This window comes from Streptomyces sp. NPDC045287, assembly GCF_056432325.1.
This window is the reverse complement of the sequence record NZ_JBWKJG010000026.1, coordinates 1-17,574: the sequence shown is the minus strand read 5'-3', so window position 1 is coordinate 17,574 and position 17,574 is coordinate 1. Positions and strand designations below refer to the sequence as shown.

General features: G+C 74.1%; 11 protein-coding genes. 6 read left to right on the top strand and 5 right to left on the bottom strand.

All coding sequences use genetic code 11. From position 1 onward, the window contains the following. The first annotated feature begins 164 nt into the window (after nucleotides 1-164). The 4 genes from AC07D6_RS30380 (at nucleotide 165) to AC07D6_RS30365 (ending at nucleotide 8,005) form a co-directional block, all read left to right on the top strand. Complete coding sequence (locus AC07D6_RS30380) at nucleotides 165-419, top strand: hypothetical protein (RefSeq protein WP_479049704.1); 255 nt, start codon at nucleotides 165-167, stop codon at nucleotides 417-419. A 1,027-nt stretch (nucleotides 420-1,446) separates the two neighbouring features. Next, on the top strand, nucleotides 1,447-2,766 hold the full coding sequence (locus tag AC07D6_RS30375) for an SGNH/GDSL hydrolase family protein (protein ID WP_479049702.1): 1,320 nt from the start codon (nucleotides 1,447-1,449) through the stop codon (nucleotides 2,764-2,766). An 89-nt stretch (nucleotides 2,767-2,855) separates the two neighbouring features. Next, nucleotides 2,856-6,086, top strand: a complete 3,231-nt coding sequence (locus tag AC07D6_RS30370) for a glycosyl hydrolase 115 family protein (RefSeq protein ID WP_479049700.1) — start codon at nucleotides 2,856-2,858, stop codon at nucleotides 6,084-6,086. 1,178 nt (nucleotides 6,087-7,264) lie between these two features. After that, nucleotides 7,265-8,005, top strand: a complete 741-nt coding sequence (locus AC07D6_RS30365) for a hypothetical protein (RefSeq protein ID WP_315876095.1) — start codon at nucleotides 7,265-7,267, stop codon at nucleotides 8,003-8,005. Between the two features lie 228 nt (nucleotides 8,006-8,233). On the opposite strand, the gene AC07D6_RS30360 is transcribed toward AC07D6_RS30365, so the two are convergent. After that, on the bottom strand, nucleotides 8,234-8,590 hold the full coding sequence (locus AC07D6_RS30360; RefSeq protein WP_315876096.1) for a MerR family transcriptional regulator: 357 nt from the start codon (nucleotides 8,588-8,590) through the stop codon (nucleotides 8,234-8,236). A 60-nt stretch (nucleotides 8,591-8,650) separates the two neighbouring features. Here AC07D6_RS30360 and AC07D6_RS30355 point away from each other — a divergent pair, with 60 nt between their 5' ends. Then, nucleotides 8,651-9,217 carry an RBBP9/YdeN family alpha/beta hydrolase gene (locus AC07D6_RS30355; RefSeq protein ID WP_479049697.1) on the top strand — a complete coding sequence of 189 codons (567 nt, stop codon included), beginning with the start codon at nucleotides 8,651-8,653 and terminating at the stop codon, nucleotides 9,215-9,217. A 185-nt stretch (nucleotides 9,218-9,402) separates the two neighbouring features. Here AC07D6_RS30355 and AC07D6_RS30350 read toward each other — a convergent pair whose 3' ends face one another. From AC07D6_RS30350 to AC07D6_RS30335, 4 genes are all read right to left on the bottom strand, one after another. After that, the gene (locus AC07D6_RS30350) at nucleotides 9,403-10,206 is read right to left on the bottom strand and encodes a phosphatidate cytidylyltransferase (protein ID WP_479049695.1); all 804 of its coding nucleotides are present in this window, start codon (nucleotides 10,204-10,206) and stop codon (nucleotides 9,403-9,405) included. Then, the gene (locus tag AC07D6_RS30345; protein ID WP_479049693.1) at nucleotides 10,203-11,978 is read right to left on the bottom strand and encodes an aminotransferase class I/II-fold pyridoxal phosphate-dependent enzyme; all 1,776 of its coding nucleotides are present in this window, start codon (nucleotides 11,976-11,978) and stop codon (nucleotides 10,203-10,205) included. The genes AC07D6_RS30350 and AC07D6_RS30345 overlap by 4 nt, the downstream gene beginning before the upstream one ends. Before the next feature lie 517 nt (nucleotides 11,979-12,495). Beyond that, nucleotides 12,496-14,538 carry a flavin monoamine oxidase family protein gene (locus AC07D6_RS30340; RefSeq protein ID WP_479049691.1) on the bottom strand — a complete coding sequence of 681 codons (2,043 nt, stop codon included), beginning with the start codon at nucleotides 14,536-14,538 and terminating at the stop codon, nucleotides 12,496-12,498. 322 nt (nucleotides 14,539-14,860) lie between these two features. Next, nucleotides 14,861-15,955, bottom strand: coding sequence for a barstar family protein (locus tag AC07D6_RS30335; protein ID WP_479049689.1), 1,095 nt, complete (start codon nucleotides 15,953-15,955; stop codon nucleotides 14,861-14,863). 514 nt (nucleotides 15,956-16,469) lie between these two features. Between AC07D6_RS30335 and AC07D6_RS30330 the strand changes: the two genes are divergently transcribed. After that, nucleotides 16,470-17,267 (top strand): GNAT family N-acetyltransferase, encoded by a 798-nt coding sequence (locus AC07D6_RS30330; protein WP_315876101.1) that lies wholly within the window; start codon nucleotides 16,470-16,472, stop codon nucleotides 17,265-17,267. Nucleotides 17,268-17,574: the final 307 nt, after the last annotated feature.

Here is a 17,574-nt window from a genome sequence, read left to right as displayed (position 1 = left end):
CGGGGACGGAGCGGGGTGGCGAACGCTCGGCAGGCCGGTGGCGGAGGGGTTCCCGGCGCGCTCTCCCAAGTCCCCGTGTTCGCCACGGTCTTCGGGGTACCCGGGTGGCGGGCCGGTCCGCCTCCGGATCAGGTCTCAGGGTGATCGTCCTGAAGGAGTGGCAGATGACCACGCAGTACAGCAACCAGCCCACCGGACAGCAGCGCGCGTCGGCCAACAACACGTTGAGCATCGTCGCGATCGTGCTGGGTGTGGTCGCTTTGATCTTCCTGCCGATCGTGTTCGGCGTGATCGGCCTGGTGCTGGCCATCATCGCCAAGGCCGTCCGGCACGAGCGACTCGCCACGGTCGCGATCGTGGTCAGCGCCGTCGGCCTGGTCGGCGGCATGATCCTCGGCGCACTGGTCGTCGGCGCCTGAACGACCCCCGCGCCGAAGCCGCCCCGGCCGGTGCCCGGGCCCCCTCCGCGGTGGGCCGGACACCGGCCGGGGCGTTTTCGTGCGGGGTCCGAGCCGGGCCAGCCGCCGGACGCGGCGCACGGAGCGTCTCGGGCGGGATGCCCGCGCGGCGACGAGGTCGACCGCGAGGGGGGCGAGCCTCGCGACGGAGCCGGTTCGCCCCACGCCTCACCGGGTGGCGCCGGCCGGGCGCCGGGACGGGTTCCACCGTGTGCGGACGGCTCCGCGGTCCGGGCAGAGGGCCGGTCCGCGGGCAGCGGGGCGACGGCGGCGGACGGCCCGTGGTCCGCGGCCGGTTCGCGGCCCGGACGGCCGGGTGACAGCGTGTTCCGGCCCCGCGGGCACCGTTTCGACCGGTGGGGCGGCGGGGCGCCGGGGGCGACCGTTGCGGACCAGCGCGCCTGCCGCCGCTTTCCGAAGGGCCGTTCCAAAGGGCCGCGCTGAAGAGCCGTTCCAAAGGGCCGCGCCGAAGCCCGCTGAAAGGCCGTCCTGAAGGACCGTTCCGAAGGGCTCGGGCTCGCGGCCGACTCGCCGTCAGGACGGTGGCGCATCGCGCGAGCAAGGCCGGCCGGTCTCCCGCCCCGGCCGGGCGCCGGGCCGGTGACGGCGGGCGTGGCCCCTGCGGCACCCTCCCGGCGAGGAGGCGCCCCTCCGTGGGGTGGGAGCGGCCCGGGGCGAACACGCGTACCGGCCGCCCCTCGGACACCGGTGACCACCGGCGGTCACCAGCCTCGGAGTACGGCCCCTCGACCGCACCCGGCGAGGACGAGTTCCAGACGTCCAGCGCGCCTTACGGGTTTCGACCGCCTCTTTCGAAAACATTTCGGTGGTACGCGCCTTGACGTGCCGAAAGATGGTTGCCTAACGTCGTCGTCGCTCCGCAAGAGACCGCGTGAACACACCTTTCCGAAATGTTTCGCCGTCATACCCGACTGCGCGGTCCACGGGGCTGCGCTGACGGTCGGCGCCATGAAGGGACGGCACCACCGTGCGAAGAACGTCATCCCACAGCAGTCTCGCCGCCGTGGGCCTCCTCGTGATCGCGCTCCTGGCCACCGCCTCCACCGGCGGAGCGTCGGGTGCGTCGGGCACGGGAAGCACCGCCCCGGGAGGGCGGCACTGGGTGAACACCTGGACGGCCATGCCGCAGTTGACGGAGCCCGGCAACATGCCGCCCGCGCCGTTCACCCAGGAGGACGCCGTCCTCGTCGACAGCACCCTGCGCCAGACGGTGCGGGTCACGGTCGGCGGGGAACGGATCCGGTTGCGCTTCTCCAACGCCTTCGGCGGCGCGCCCCTGCCGCTCACCTCGGTGTCGGTGGCGCGCCCGACCGGCGGCCGGGCCGGGGTCGCCGGGATCGAAGCCGGCTCCGCCCGCCCCGTCACCTTCCAGGGAAGTACCTCGACGACCGTGCCGGTGGGCGCGCAGGCCGTGTCCGACCCGCTGCCGTTCGACGTGGCGGCGGGGAGCAACCTCACGGTGACGACGTACCTGGCCGAGGGCCAGGCGTCGCGCGACATCACCTCGCACCCCGGGTCGAGGACCACGTCCCACCTGCTGGCCGGTGACCACACCGACGCCGTGGACCTGCCGGGGGCCACCCCCACCGACCACTGGTACTTCCTGAGCGGGATCGAGACGTGGGCGCCGGCGCGCACGACCGCGGTCGCAATCGTCGGGGACTCGCTGACCGACGGGCGGGGGTCGACCACCAACAGGAACGACCGCTGGCCCGACCAGTTCTTCGACCGCCTGCTGTCGCGGCCCGGCGGCACGGTGGACACCGCCGTCCTCAACCAGGCGGCGGGCGGCAACCGCGTACTGAACGACGGTCTCGGCCCGAACCTCCTCGCCCGCCTCGACCGCGACGTGCTGGCGCAGAGCGGCGTGGAGCGGCTCGTCGTCTTCGAGGGGATCAACGACATCGGTACGGCGCCGGCCACGCCCGCCGCGCAGAAGGACGTCGCGGCGCGGCTGATCGCCGCGTACGAGCAGATCGTCGTCCGCGCGCACGCCCAGGGCATCGAGGTGTACGGGGCGACCCTGCTGCCGTTCGGCGGCAACGGGATGTACGACGACGCGGAGGGCCTGCGGGAGGAGACCCGGCGGACGGTGAACGCGTGGATCCGTGACAGCGGCCGCTTCGACGCGGTGATCGACTTCGACGCGGCGGTGCGGGATCCCGCCGCTCGGGAGCGGCTGCTGCCCGCCGCCGACTCGGGCGATCATCTGCACCTGAACCCGCACGGCTACGGCCTGCTGGCCGACGCGGTGCCCGTCCGGCTGTTCCGGGGCGCCCGCGGCTAGGCGACGCGCCCCGCACACGCCCCCGCCCCTCCCTCCCTTCGCCCACCCTTCCGCCCCGTCCCGATCGTTCTGTTCCGGAGGTCGAGTTCATGAGCAGGTCCCTCGGAGGAAGCACGCCCGCTTCCCCCTCCCCCCGTCGGCGTACGGTGCTGGCGGCGGCCGTGGCCACCGCGGTGACCGCCGTCGCCGCCCCCTCCCCCGCGGCGGGCGCCGCCCCGGCCTCGCCGTTCGGGCCGGGGGCCGCTGCCGGGAGGCCGGGGTCCGGCGCCGGCCCGCACCGCCGGTTCGTGTCCTTCGTCCCCGTCCGGGACGCCTTTCCGCTGGTGGCGGGCGGACGGGCGGCGCCGCTGGTGGTCGACGAAGGCGACCACCCGGGCGTGGTGCGGGTCGTCGGGGACCTGCGGACGGACATCGGCCGGGTGACCGGCACCGAGCCCGCCGTCGCGCACGGCCTGCCGGGGGCGGGGGCGCGCGACGTCGTGCTGGTGGGCACGCTGGGCCGCAGCCCGCTGATCGACGGTCTGGTCGGGGCCGGGAAGCTGGACGTGTCCGGCATCGCCGGGAAGTGGGAGACGTCCCTCCAGCAGATCGTGCGCGATCCGCTGCCGGGCGTGCGGCGCGCCCTCGTCGTCGCGGGCAGCGACCAGCGCGGGACGATCTTCGGGGTGTACGAGGTGTCGCGGCAGATCGGGGTGTCGCCGTGGCACTTCTGGGACGACGTGCCGCCGCACCGCCACGACGAGCTGTACGTGCTGCCGGGCCGCCACACGCAGGGCACCCCGGCGGTGAAGTACCGCGGCTTCTTCGTCAACGACGAGAACCCGGCGCTCGGCACGTGGGCCCCGGCGTACTTCGGCCCCGGCCTCGCGCCCGGGCACCCCAACGGCTTCAACAGCAAGTTCTGGGAGAAGGTCTTCGAGGTCATGCTGCGGTTGAAGGCCAACTACCTGTGGCCCGCCGTGTGGGGCCGGGCCTTCGCGGAGGACGATCCGGAGAACCACGCGACCGCCAAGCGCTACGGCATCGTCATGGGCACCTCCCACGAGGCGCCCATGATGCGGGGCATCGAGGAGTGGAACCGCCACGCCGTCGCCGCGCAGCGCGACGCCGCCGGGAACATCACCGTCCCGGGCCGCGACCCGTACGGCGGCACCGGCGAGTGGAGCTACCGCCGCAACCGCGCCGCCATCGAGGCGTACTGGCGCGACGGCGTCCGCCGCATGGTGGAGCAGGACTTCGAGGGCGTCGTCACCCTCGGCATGCGCGGCAACGGCGACGTCAGCCTGCCCGACGGCGACGGCATCGAGCTGATGGAGTCCATCCTCGCCGCCCAGCGCCGCATCCTCGCCGAGGAGGTCGGGGCCGACCGGCTCACCGACATCCCGCAGGTGCAGACGCTCTACAAGGAGGTCCAGCGGTACTGGGACGAGGGCCTGCGCCCGCCCGAGGACGTCACGGTGATCTTCTGCGACGACAACTGGGGCAACATGCGCAAGCTCCCGGACCCGTCGATGGAGCCGCGCGCGGGTGGCTACGGGATCTACTACCACTTCGACTACGTCGGCGTCGGCCGCAACTACAAGTGGGTCGACACCGTCAACCTCGCCTCCACCTGGGAGCAGCTCCACCTCACGTACGCGTACGGCGTGGACCGGCTGTGGGTGGTCAACGTCGGCGACATGAAGAACCACGAGCTGCCGCTCCAGTTCTTCCTCGACTACGCGTGGGACCCGGCCCGCTGGCCGCTGGAGCGCCTGGAGGAGTGGGAGCGGGCGTACGCGGAGGAGAACTTCGGTCCCCGGTACGCCGCCGCGATCGCCGAGGTGCTGCACGCGTACGGCGTGCTCCAGGCGCGCCGCAAGCCCGAGCTGCTGAACCGCCGGATCACCCTGGACCCGGCGAAGGACCCGGCCACCGACTCCTCGGCGGTGGTCTACGACGACCAGCAGAGCCCGTACCACCTCAACCACTACCGGGAGCTGGAGCGGGTCACCGACGAGTGGCGGCGGCTCGCGGCGCGCGCCGAGCGGATCGGGGCGCGGCTCCCGGCCGAGCGGCAGGACGCGTACTTCCAGCTCGTGCTCTACCAAGTGAAGGCAACGGCGAACCTGTACGCGCTGCGCGAGGCGGAGTTCACCAACCTGCACTACGCGGCGCAGGGCCGGGCGGCGGCGAACGCGCTGGCGGACGTCACCGACGCGCGCTTCGCCGACGACCGGGCGCTGTCGGAGCACTACGACACGCTGGCCGGGGGGAAGTGGAAGGGCTTCCAGAGCCAGCCGAAGATCGGTTACGGGGACGTGGCGCGGTACGGCCCGGACGCGCCCTGGCAGCAGCCGCAGACGCCGAACCACGTGGCGCTGCCCGACGAGGTGTTCCCGGCGGTCAAGCGCGTCGAGGTCCCGGCGGGGGCGGAGATGGGCGTCGGGATCGACGGTTCGGACGCGTGGTGGCCGGCCTCGGACGCGCCCGCGGTGCTTCCCGTGCTGAGCCCGTACCGGACCGCGCCCGATCCGTACGTCGAGGTGTTCAACCGGGGCCGGGAGGCGTTCGCGTACCGGATCGAGTCGCCGGTGCCGTGGTTGGCGGTCGAGCCCGCGCGGGGCCGGGTGACGGACCAGGTGCGGGCCACGGTGCGGGTGGACTGGCGGCGGGCGCCGCGCGGGACCGCCGAGGTGCCGCTGACGGTGCACGGGCCGGGCGGCCGGACGGTGCGGGTGACAGCGCGCGTGGAGAACCCGCGGCTCGGAGTCCGCGAAGGGCGCCGGGGATTCGTGGAGGCGTCGGGGTACGTGGCGATGGAGGCGGCGCACGCCACCCGGGCGGTGGGGGCCGGCGGGGTGACCTGGCGGGAGATCCCGGACATCGGGCGGACGGGGTCGGGCATGACGCCGTGGCCGGTGACGGCGCCGAGCCGCGCGCCGGGTGGGAACGGCCCGCGCCTGGAGTACGAGGTGACGCTGACGACGGACCCGGGGACGGTGCGGGTGCTGGTGTACCTGTCACCGCGCAACAACGTGCTGCCGACGGAGGGCCTGCGGTACGCGGTGTCGTTCGACGACGCGCCGCCCCGGACGGTGAACGTCACCCGCGTCACGGGCGCCGACGACACGTCGATGAACAAGCAGTGGCAGCGGAACACCTCGGACAACACCAACCTCACGGTCACCGAGCACACCGTGGCCGGGCCGGGCACCCACACCCTGAAGCTGTGGATGGTGGACCCGACGGTGGTGGTGCAGAGGCTCGTGGTCGACACGGGCGGGCTGGAGCCGAGCTACCTGGGGCCGCCGGAGAGCCACCGGGCCGACCGCCGCTGACGCCGCGGCGGGCCCGGCCCCGCGGGGTCCGCGCACGGCCCGTAGGGCCCGCGCGCGGTTCGGCCCGGCACGTTCGGCGGCCTCCGCCTCGTCCACCGTGGTTTCGCCGTCGGCGGGGTCCCGGTGCCCGACCGGGGCCATCCGCCCCCGTGCGGCCGTACCGCCGTTCCCCGCTGTCGTCGCGCGAGGCCGCGGAGCCGATGGTCGAGTGCGGCGGGCCGTCCCGTGCGGGGCGGCCCGCCGCCGGTCTCCGGAGTCCGGCGGATCCACGCCGACGCGCCGCGCCGCCAGGTGCTCCCCGCCCGGGCGGGGTGGCCCTTTCGGAATCCGCCGTCCGCAGGGGGCGGTCTGCCGAGCCTGCGGACGGCGGATCCGCCTCATCGCCCGTCGTGGTCACCGCTCCGCTCGGCGGCGTCCACGAACCGATCGTGCGCCCGCAACTCGCGCCCCCTGCCCAAAACGTCCTGAACACCGCCCGGCCGAACCTGCTCCCCCACCCGCTCCCGGTCCCCCGCCACCCGGTGCAGCAGCCCGGAGGCACCGCGGCGAACGACGTCCACCCACCCGTCGTCCGCGCCCCGCCCCAGCCCTGATCCGTCCATCAAGGGGAGCCTTCCGCGTCGCCCTCGTCTCCCCGCCTGCGACGGGTGTGTCCACACACCCCGACGACGGATCCCTGCTCACTGCCGGTGTGCTCGCCCGGCACGCCGCCAGGTGCAGGAGCGAGGTCGCTGCGGCCGGTCGCCCGACGGGCGCCACGTGCCAGGTGCCACGCCCGCTCGACGGACCGTCTTCCGCGCAACCGGCCGCCTCCTCCGACGAACGCGGCACCGGCGGCGTCCGCCACCCCCACCTCCCAAGGAGGCCCCGCGCACCCCCTCACCCGTGGAAACCCAACGCCAGTGACCGGACGGTCGACGGCTCCTCCGCGCGGCAGCGGCCGGTGCCGGCCCGGCGGCGTGTGGTGAGGGTCAGCTCGTGGCCGCTGAGCCAGGTCAGGAACGTTGTCGTGGGCTCGAACCGTCCCGCGGGAAGGGCCCGCCGTCAGCGGTGCCTCGGGCTTCGTGTCTTGCGTAATGGGCAGAAGAAGGACGTCACGGCGCAAGTAGACCTATGCTGCACTGCAGTCACACGACTACCAGTGCAACAAACACAGCACGGGAATGGAAGGCGACATCGTGAGCTCTACGAACGGCATGCCGGGCAGTATCGAGGCGACCATCGCCCTTCTCCAGGCCGAACTTCCCCGCTTGGAAGAACGCCAGCAGGACCTTGAGAAGGAACTCGTCGCCGTCACCGACCGGTTGGAGTCCGTCCGCGGCGCGCTCACCGCCTTGCAGACGCTGTCCGCCACCGGTCCGGTGCGGCAGCCGGCCTCCGCCCTCAGCGAGCCCGACACCAAGCCCGCCCCCTCGGCGAGCACGGAAGCGGAACTCGCCACCGGTCCCAAGGCCACCACGTACGAGGAAAAGCACCCCGCGGACGAGGCGGACACCCCTCCCGCGCCGCAGACCGACACCCCCGCCGCACCGCAGACCGACACCCCCGCCCGGCCCACCCCGCGCAAGGCCACCACGCGCACGGAGGGAAAGCCGCCCGCGAAGAAGACCTCCCAGCAGAAGCAGACGCGCCGTTCCGCCAAGACCGCTCCCGCCAAGCGCGCGAAGACCCCACCGGCGAAGAAGACCACCGCCGCCGCATCCGGTGAGGCGGGCGGAGGACTCACCGAGCAGGTGCTGAGCGCGCTGAAGGACTCGGGCAGCACCCCTGTCCGCGCCCGCGACGTCAACCAGGCGCTGAAGCGCGACGACACACCCGGCAGCATCAACGCCGTGCGCAGCACGCTCGACCGCCTCGTCGCCACCTCCCGGGCCCACCGCGCCGGCCGTGGCCTCTACCAGGCCGCCCCCGCCGACTGACCGCACCGAGACGGTTCACTCCCGCCTCCGCCGGCACGCGCTCCGACGTTGCCGGCGGAGTTCCCGGTCGGTACGGCGAAGCCCGAACAGCCGGGCCGCCGGGGGCTTTCCGTCCCCGTGCGGCACGTGCCGCGTGACGGCGCCGCCGCGCGACGGGCCCCGGGGACCGACCGAGTCCCGGACGCGGGCGGCAGCGCGGCGCGAGCGCGATTGAACACACCGCGGAGGCTACCGAAGGGGTGGTGACACGAGCCCGTCCAAGCGGCTTCGCTTCGCGCGGAGTTCGGCCTGCTCGGCGTCGAGCCGGCGGGCCAGGGCGTCCAGTTCGGCCCGCAGGTCCGGGCACATTTCGAGGAACGTGCCGTGATCGCCGGTGCGCGCGCAGTCGAGGTACCGCTGGATGGTCGAGGTTCCCAGGCCAGCGGAGATCATCGTCCTGATCTGGGCCACCCGCGTGACATCGGACTCGGCGTACTCCCGGTACCCGTTGCTGTTGCGGGCCGGGGCCAGCAGGCCGCGTTCCTCGTAGTGGCGCAGCGCACGCGCGCTCACGCCGGTCAGTTCGGCGAGTTCGCTGATCAGCACCCGCAATCCTCCTCATCGGCTTGACCTTCACGCTGGCGTGAACCCATACCGTCCTGTGGCATGGCAACAGGAACAACCCGGCGGCGCGCCTCGATCATCCACGGCTACGGCGCGTCCCCCGGAGACCACTGGTTCGGCTGGCTTGCCGAACAGCTCGAAGCCGACGGCGTCCCGACCACGATTCCCGCTCTTCCGAACCCCCTGGCCCCGGACCCCGCGCGGTGGGCAAAGGCCGTACGCGCCGACGTGGGCACCGTCGACGAGAACACGATCCTCGTCGCGCACAGCTTGGGCTGTCTCACCGTGCTGCGCCACCTGCGCTCCCTCCCGGGCCCCTGGCGCCTCGGCGCGCTCGTGCTGGTCTCCGGATTCGTCGACCCGCTCCCCGCGCTCCCGGTCCTGGACTCCTACATCGGTGACGGCTGTGAGGTGGAGGGGCTCGGCGACCGCATCGGTCGACTCACGGTCATCCGGTCGGACGCGGACCCGTACGTTCCCCCCGGTCACACCGATCGTCTCGCCGGCCTGCTCGGCGTCACCGCGGACGTGGTCCCCCGCGCCGGTCACTTCCTCGCTTCCGACGGTGTCACCTCGCTGCGCGAAGTGCTCGTCGCCCTCTCGCCGTAGGGGTCGTGGAGGGGGAGGTGGCCCGCGCGTCGACCCGCTTCCCGGGACGCCCCCGTCCCGGGGCGGAGACGTCCCGGGGCGGGAGCCGGCCCTCCACCGGTGCGAGCCGCTCTCCTCCGCGGGGTTCGTCCGTCGGGGTCGGCCCTTCGCGGCCGTGTACGCCGTCCGGCCGGGGGCGGCGCGGGTCAGCGCAGGACGAGCAGGACGGCCAGTGCGACGAGCAGCGAGTCGATCCGGTCCAGCAGGCCACCGGAGCCGGGGAGCCAACGCCCGGCGTCCTTCGCCCGCGCCCCCCGTTTGACCATGGATTCGAGGAGGTCGCCGACCGGACCGCCGACCGCCACGGCAACCGCCATCGGCCAGCTCGGCACGGACAGCACGGCGAGCGTGCCGAGGCCGGCCGCGGCCCCGGCCAGGGTCCCGCTCCACCGCTTGGCCGGTGACAGGGGCGACAGCCGCGGCCCGCCCAGCCGCCGACCGGCGAAGTACGCCACGATGTCGGCGACCGAGACCGCCGTGAAGAGCGCGAGCGCGCTCGCTCCGAGCGGCACCAGCGCGGCCAGCACGCTCAGCCAGGCCAGCCCGAGCAGGCCGGTGCCGAGCCGCCGCAGGCCGTGGTCGGCGTCGCCGGACAGGAGCGGTACCGCGGCCACCGCGAGCGCTCCGATCCCGACCGCCCGGAGCACCTGGCCGGGTGCCCACCAGGCGGTCAGCACCACGCCCGTCACCGCCGCGGCCAGCACCACCCGGTCCGCCCGGCCCAGCCGCATCAGCCCGCCGAACTCCATCACCGCGATCACCCCGGCCGTGATGGCGACGGCCGCGGCGCCCGGGCGGCCCCACCAGAACGCGCCGGTGACCAGCGGCACCCCGACCGCCCAGGCACACCACCGGACCAGCAGCTCACGGCGTCGGGACGCCACCACCGCGACGCCGCCCAGCGCCAGTGCCCCACCGAGGTAGGGCGCCAGGGAGGCCGTGGTGATCATCGGGCGGATCCGGCGGGGACGCCAGGAGGCGTGGGGACGGGCGAGGACCGCCCCGGCCGCAGCGCCTCCAGGGCCGCCCGGCACGCGGCCACGACGCGCGCGTTCTCGGCGGTGTCCCTGACCGCGACGCGCACGGTGCGCCCCTGGTACTCCGGCGACAGCGGCGACAGGTCACGCAGGTACACGTCGTGGCGGTGGCACTCGTTCACCAGGTGCGCGGCGCTCGGCCCGTCGGGCGGCAGGGTCACGTTGAGGAAGTTCGCCACCCCTTCCTCGACCACCACGGCCTCGTCCAGCCCGGCCAGGTCGACGGCCAGTCGCCGGCGCAGCGCGTGGGTGCGGAGCCAACGGTCGCCGTAGTACGCCGGGTCGCGCAGGGCCGCCACCGCGGCCAGTTGCGCCGGGAGACTGACCGGCCAGGGCGGCGTCCACCGGCGCAGCCGCGCCGCGGTGGTCGGCTCGGCCACCAGGTACGCGGCCCGCACACCGGACAGCGCGTACATCTTCGACAGGGAGCTGCAGACCACGACCCGCGGGTCCGTCGCGGCGAGGTCGGCGAGCGACTCGGTCAGGCCGACGTAGCCCAGGTACGCCTCGTCGATCCACCACCGGGTTCGGTCCGGCGCGGCGGCGATCAGCGAGCGCAGCTCCGCGGCCGGCGCGTGGCGTCCGGTCGGGTTGTTCGGGTTGACCACCACCACGAGGTCGTAGCGGCCGGTTCCGACGGCGGCGGACAGCCGGGCCGGGTCGATCCGCCAGCCGTCTTCGCGGCGCAGCCGGAACCGGTCCACCCGGCATCCGATCACCCTCTCCGTGACGTGGGCGTACTCGCCGTAGCCCGGGTCCATGAGGAGCACCCTGCTCTCCGGTGTCAGCCACCGGGCGAACGCCCTGAAGATCAGGTCCGATGAACCGGCGCCGACCGCGAGTGCCTCCGCCGGCAGCGCCCGGGCCGCGGCGATTTCCGCCAGCAGGCCCTCGGCGCCGGACGGCGGCGAGGTCCGAGCGGTCCAGGCCGGGTCCTCCGCGAGTGCCGCCCGCACCCCGGGGGCCGGTGGGAACCAGGCGTCCAGCACGTCGGCCGCCACCACCCGGTGGCGCCGGTGCAGGGTGCGGAAGTCCGTGCCGATGGCGGTGAACGAGGCGCCGCCGTGTTCGCAGCCGTCCGGCCGGGGTGCGAACGGCACGTCCAGCCGCCAGTCCACCTCGGACTCCAGACGCTTCAGCGCGGTGCGGTAGCGGTCCATCGCGACCTTCGTCAGCTCGGTCACGCCGCCGGTCAGCACCTCGAAGGTCACCGCACCGCTGCGGACGGTGCGGCCGACCGGGCGCAGGCCGGTGGCCAGGTACATGTCGAGCAGCGCGGTGCGTCCCATCGCCACCACCCGGCGGCCACCCCGGGCGGCGATCCAGCGCAGCGCCGCGTACATGAGCAGCGGCGCCGCCGCGGTGGTCCGCCAGCGCGGCTCGACGGTGAGGATGCGCACCTCGAACAGGTCGTTCTCGGCCAGCAGCGGCAGTTCGTCGCGGGTCAGGTACTTGTCCAGCGCGTACCGCCCCGACCAGGGCGGAGTCAGGCTGACGAAGCCGATCCGGGTCGCGCCTCGCGCCGCGACCAGGTAGACGTTGTCGCCGTCCAGCCCGTCGCGGAGCCGCCCGGCCGGATCCGGCGCGTGCTGGCCCAGTTCCTGCGCGTACACCCGGTGGCGCAGTTCGTGGATCCACTCGCGGTCCTCCGGAGTGGCAACGCGCAGTTGCAGGTCGTGGCCCATGAACACCTCTCTCGACGGGGGACTCCATCGTGGTGGGCGCGGACCGGCCCCGTCAGGGCCAAGCGGCGCGGGCGGCTGAGTACGCGTACTCAGGCGCAGTCGCCCCCGGCGCGCTTCGTTGACGGCCGGTCACCGCGGTTGGTCACGGGCGGCCGGTGAGGTGGGCCCCACCCTCTCGACGCCGGAGGGTGAAGCGTGAGCCGGTGTGCGCGGACGCGGTTCCTCCGCGCTCGTTTCCCGGCCCCCGGGTTGCCGGGTTGCGGGGCGCCGCGATCCTCCGGGTGCGCTGGGGGGCGGGCCGTCTGCTTCGGGGTGGGATCGGCTCATCAGGGTGCTGACCGTGCGGTGGCGCGGAACCGCACGTACTCGATGGTCGCGCCTCCGGGGTGCCGCACGGTCACGTGACGACCGGTGGGAGGGCCCGGAGGCGGTCCGCCTCGCGGGTGCCGGAGGGGCGGGGAGCCCGGGGCGGCGTCCCGGCGAGCGGGGCCGCGGGCCCGGGCCCCCGGTGTCCCCGTCAGCCGGTGTGCACCTTCAGGGCCGTCCGGACGGCGGATTCGAGGGCGCCCTCGATCCAGGCGGGTTTGACGGAGGTGTGGTCCCCCGCGAAGTGCAACGGCCCTTCGGAGGTGGGGATGTCGGGGAACAGCTCCGCATGCTGGCCGGGGAAGAGGACGGACGCCTCACCGTAGGCGTAGTGGTCGCGCATCCACGACTGCGTCTTGCACTTGGCGGTGAAGAAGACCTCGCAGCGGCGGCCGTAGACGGCCTGCACCCCGGCGAGCGCGCGCAGATACCGCTCGTCGTCGGGGTACGCGTCCCACTTGAGGGCGTCGTCGGACCAACTGTAGGAGGCGAGCATGACGCCTCCGGCGCTCCCTTCCACGGGGTGCGAGGGCTCGAACACGAAGCGGTTGGCGTTGTCGCTCACGGAGCCGCCGCCCCGGACGTGAGCGGCGTCGGGTTCACCGCTCATGGCGGGGCGGAAGGCGGCGAAGCACTCCTTGAGTCCGCCGGGGATCGTCACCCCCAGGTCCTTCACGGAGCCGTGCGCGCCGAGGTACCTGCCGTCCTTGACCCGGCCCGCCCTGTACTTGTCGTAGAGCTTGTCCTCGATGGAGTTCAGCGCCTCCTTCCACTGCTCCTCGGTGAACTCCCACCACCGGCGGGAGAACTCCAGCAGCACCTTGGTCGCGACGTCGTAGTGCAGTTCCGTGATGGCCCGGCGCTTGCCGTAGGTCAGCGGAGGGTCGAAGGAGACGTGGCGTAATCCGGAGAAGGGGACGGTGATGATCGCCTCGTCGCCCTCGAAGACCTCCGTGACCCCCCTCTCCCCGGTCCGGCCGCCCTCGGAGACGGTGTGCACCCTGACCTTGCCGCCGCCGCGTTCGACGCGTACGGCACGCCTGTCGAGCCTCACCTTTCCCTTCACGGGGGCGTACAGCGCGTCGGCGAGGACCCCGGAGCCGCCCTTGATCTCCCAGAACTTGGTCCTGGGGTCGATCAGCGCGCTCGACAGGAAGCTGTGCAGGAAGGAGAGGTGCAGCCGCGAGGTCAGGTTCTGGAGGGTGCCGACGAGGTCGATGGTCCTGGTGTCGAGTCCGGCGGCTTCGGTGAGGTACCGGTACATGGACCAGTTGCCGTACCTCTTGAGGACCTCGACCCACCCGTTGACGAGGGCGGTGCCCTCCTTGCCCCGGATGAGCTGGTGTGCGGGTTCGAGGGCGTGGGCGAGGATGGCGGAGGCGGTCTTCGTGCGGTGGGGGCCCGTGACGCCGAAGGTGTCGTTGACCCTTTCGGGGCTCTTCTCGTAGTCGGCCCGGCGCACGTGGATCCCGTTGACGTGGATCCACGTGCGGTTGGCCCGCTTCTCCGGGTGGTCGACCTCCACGTCCACCAGGTGGAACTCCTGGAGCGCGAGGTCGAACTTCTTGATCAGTGCCATGAGGAGCGGGTGGCTGTCGGGCAGCCGCATGGCGCCGGCTTCGGCGTACTGCCGGGGATCGGCGAAGGGCTGCTTCGCGTTCTCGTGGCCGCCCTTGCGGAACGTCTTGACGCGGCCTCCGACGCGGTTGCCGTTGGCCTCGATCACGACGACGTCGTGGCCCGCCCGGTTGAGCAGGTCGGCGGCGAGCAGGCCGGCCGGTCCGGCCCCGACGACCAGGACCCGCTTCGTCGCCTTCGCCCGGCTGGGGGGCAGGCCGTTCTCGACGGTCTTCACGTAGGACGGGACGAGGGGTCTGTCGTGCTCGTCGTGGACGACGATGGCGCGGGCGACCGTGGTGTACGCCTGGGGCTCGACGCCGGGTGGGACCTCGGCCGGCGCCGTCGCGGGCGCGGTGGCGGGGCTCAGCGCGGTGGCGGGGGCCGCGGAGGCGGCGGTGAGGCCGACGGCGAGCGCCGAGGCACCGGTCGCCGTGACCACGGAGCGCCGTGAGGGCCGCGCGCCGTGCGGCGGAGGCGAAGGGCGCGCGGCGCGCGGGACGTCCGGAGCGAGTCGCTCCTCGCTCGACGCGTCCGTGTTCTTCGTGGGCGGGATACTCACGTCTGGAGTGCTCATGTCTTGTGTGCTCATCGCATGTCACTCTTGGCGTATCCGCGACGCGGAGGAAGCGCGTTCACACGGACGGGACCGGTAAACCACTCGAACCGGCGTCTGGCGCGGCTCCCTTCTCGACGTTCGTACGAGCGTCGAATCCCTGCCCTTCCCCGTCCGTCCCGCCGGGGACCCGGGTTCCCACCCGCGAAGGGCGGGGCCGGGCCGGTGTCCGCCCGCCCGCGCCGGAGGAGCGGGACCGCGTGCGCGGGCCGCCGCCGGAACGGGCGCCCGGCGCGCCGGCCGCAGACCGTACCGGTGCCCCGTCCGGTCGGTGCGCCGCGGTTCACGCCAGGGTGACGCGCACGCCGCCTTCGGTCAGGACTTCGAGGGCCGTGGCGAACAGGTCGTAGGGCTGGCCGTCCGGGGTCAGGGCGTGGGACAGGTGCTCGCGTGCGGTCGCGGCGTCCCGCCAGAGGAGGGTGGCGGGAGGGGTGTGGCCGAAGGTGCCGCCCAGGCAGTCGGCGAGGGCGGCCGGGCAGCCGCCGAAGTAGCCGCCCGGCCCGTTGACCGCCTCGCCGAGCGCCAGGTAGAGGCCCGGTTCGTCGGTGACGTGCCGGCCGTCCAGTTCGTAGGCGTGACCGGTCGGCCGGTCGGGGTCGGTGCGCCAGCGGGCCCGCTCCCGGACGATGTCGAGCCAGGCCCCGCGCCGCCGGGTGTCGAGGTCGGCCCAGGCGCCCGGGGTGTCCGGCGGCCCGGCGAGCCACCGCTCCCAGACGGGCCGGGCGTGTTCGGGGACGGGGGCGAAGAAGTACCCGTCGAGTTCCAGGTCGATCAGGTCCGTGCCGTGGCAGGAGGGGCGCCAGGCGGTGACCCTGGCCCAGAGCAGCCGTTCGACCAGCGGCCCGCCCTGGTCGTCCTGTATCTCCAGGGCGGCCTGCTCCAGGTCCAGCGCCCGCCGGGTGCCCTTCGTCAGGGCCGCCCCCAACCGAGCGCCCGGGGCGAGTCCCCTCAGGACGAGCGGGGGCGGCAGCCGCCCGGGCGGCAGGACACGGGCGAACTCCCGGCAGGAGCCCAGCCAGCGGCGCTCGTCGTGCACGCGGACGCGTCCCCTGTGCCCCTCGGGCGGGCCTTCGTAGTCGTCCAGGCCGGTGAGGACCAGGTGGTCCGTCCCGGGCCGCCCCGGGACCTCCGCGTCCTCCAGCAGCCAGGGGCCGAGCGCCTCGTCGTCCGGCACCAGCCACACCCGGCTGCCGACCCAGCCGTGCGGCCCGGCGCCTTCCGGTACCCAGTCGAACAGTTCGTACGTCCCGCGCCGGGGCTCCCCGAAGAGGCCGTCCGCCGCGGCGCACACCCCCCAGACGTGCCCGTGCTCCGTCTCCGTCAGCCTGTACCGCCCGTGCCCGCCCCGGGCCATGTCCTCACGCACGGTGAGAATCATGCCCGGACCAGGCGTTCACGGCGAAACCTCGATCCCCCGCTCGATCAAGGTGCCGCGACGCCGAGCGCTCCGGCTCGGCGGGGCCGGCCGGCCGGAGTGCGCGGTCGCGCACGGGTTTCCCGGGGCGTACGACGGTCACGCCGGTGCGCGTACGCGGGTGGGCGGTCCGCACCGGCCGGACCGGCGGACGCCCGGGGTTCCCCCGGCGCGCAGGCGGGTCCCGGGGCGGCACCGGGAGCCCGCCCGTGAGCGCGCGGGGTCCGGAAGTCGCGCGTCGAGCGGTCCGCGCCTCAACGGGCCGGCCGGGCCCGCCCTTCGTACCCGCGGCCCGCGGCCCGCGCCCCGCCCGCCCGGCACCCCGCGGGGTCCCCGGCACCGGATGCGCCCACCTCCGGCGACGCGGGTCACGGGCGGCCCGTGGTGCGGCGGGGCCGGGAGGCCCGAATCGTCGGACGGCTGCGGTCGTTGTCACTCGGGCGGCTTTGCAGAACACTCGATGATCGAAGGAGTGACGATGACGTGTCGTGCGGAAGCGGTCGAGTCGGTGGGGCAACTCGCCGCGGCCTGGCGGTCCATGGTGCTCGACCGGGACGCGCGTGCCGACGTGCGGGACCTTCCGGGGATCTCCGTTCGCTGGGCCGACTGCCGGTTCGCCTTCTGGAACTGCGTCGTGCTGACCGAGGTGGGGGCGGACACGGCGCTCGTGGAGCGGCGTCTGGCCGAGGCGGCGGACATCATGCGCTCGAAGAGGCATCCGGGCTTCCTGTGGGTCTTCGAGGACCTCCTCGACCCCGAGGCGCGCCCGGCCCTCGCGGCGGCGGCCGAACGGGCGGGTCTCGCGTACGCCTTTCCCGGCACCGGCATGGCCGGGGACCTGCTCCCCGTTCCCGAGCCGACGCACCCGGAGCTCACTTTCGTCCGGGTGAGGACCGACGAGCAGGTGCGCGCCTACGCGGACCTCAACTCCCGCGCCTACGGCTTCCCGCTGGAGCACGGCCGCGACGGTCTCGCCGGTTCCACGCTGTGGAAGGAGGAGGTGCGCGCCTACCTGGGGGTGCGGGACGGTGTTCCGGTGACGTGCGCCGGGACGCTGGAAGCCGAGGGGCGCCTCTTCGTCGCACTCGTCGCCACGGACCCCCGGTGGGAGCGCAGGGGGTACGGCGAGGCGGTGACGCGGAAGGCGCTGTACGAAGGCGCCCGGGCCACCGGGCTGACCCGCGCCACTTTGCACGCGACCGCCGCGGGGGCGCCCGTCTACCGGCGCATCGGCTTCGAACCGAACTCACCCGTGCGTTTCTACGCCCTGCGGTAGCCGGGCGGCGGCCGGTCGAAGGCGCCCCGCGCGGTGCGGCGTCCCGTTCCCGTCCTCCGGGAGGGGGCTGTCGAAGGACGGGAGCGGGCCGGGACGAGGGGGCGCGGGTCGCCTTCGTGGTCCGGGCCCGCGGCCCGTGCCGACGCGGGGCGGGGGGCGTCCGGCCGCGGCGGGCGCGGGCCGTGCGGCCGGGCGACGGCCCCGGTGGGCGTTTCAGCCGCGGGTGACGGCCCGTTCGATGAGGGCGACGGTGGTGCGGGGGTCGTCGACCTCGACGATGAGGCGGTCGTAGGTCTCGGCGTCGGAG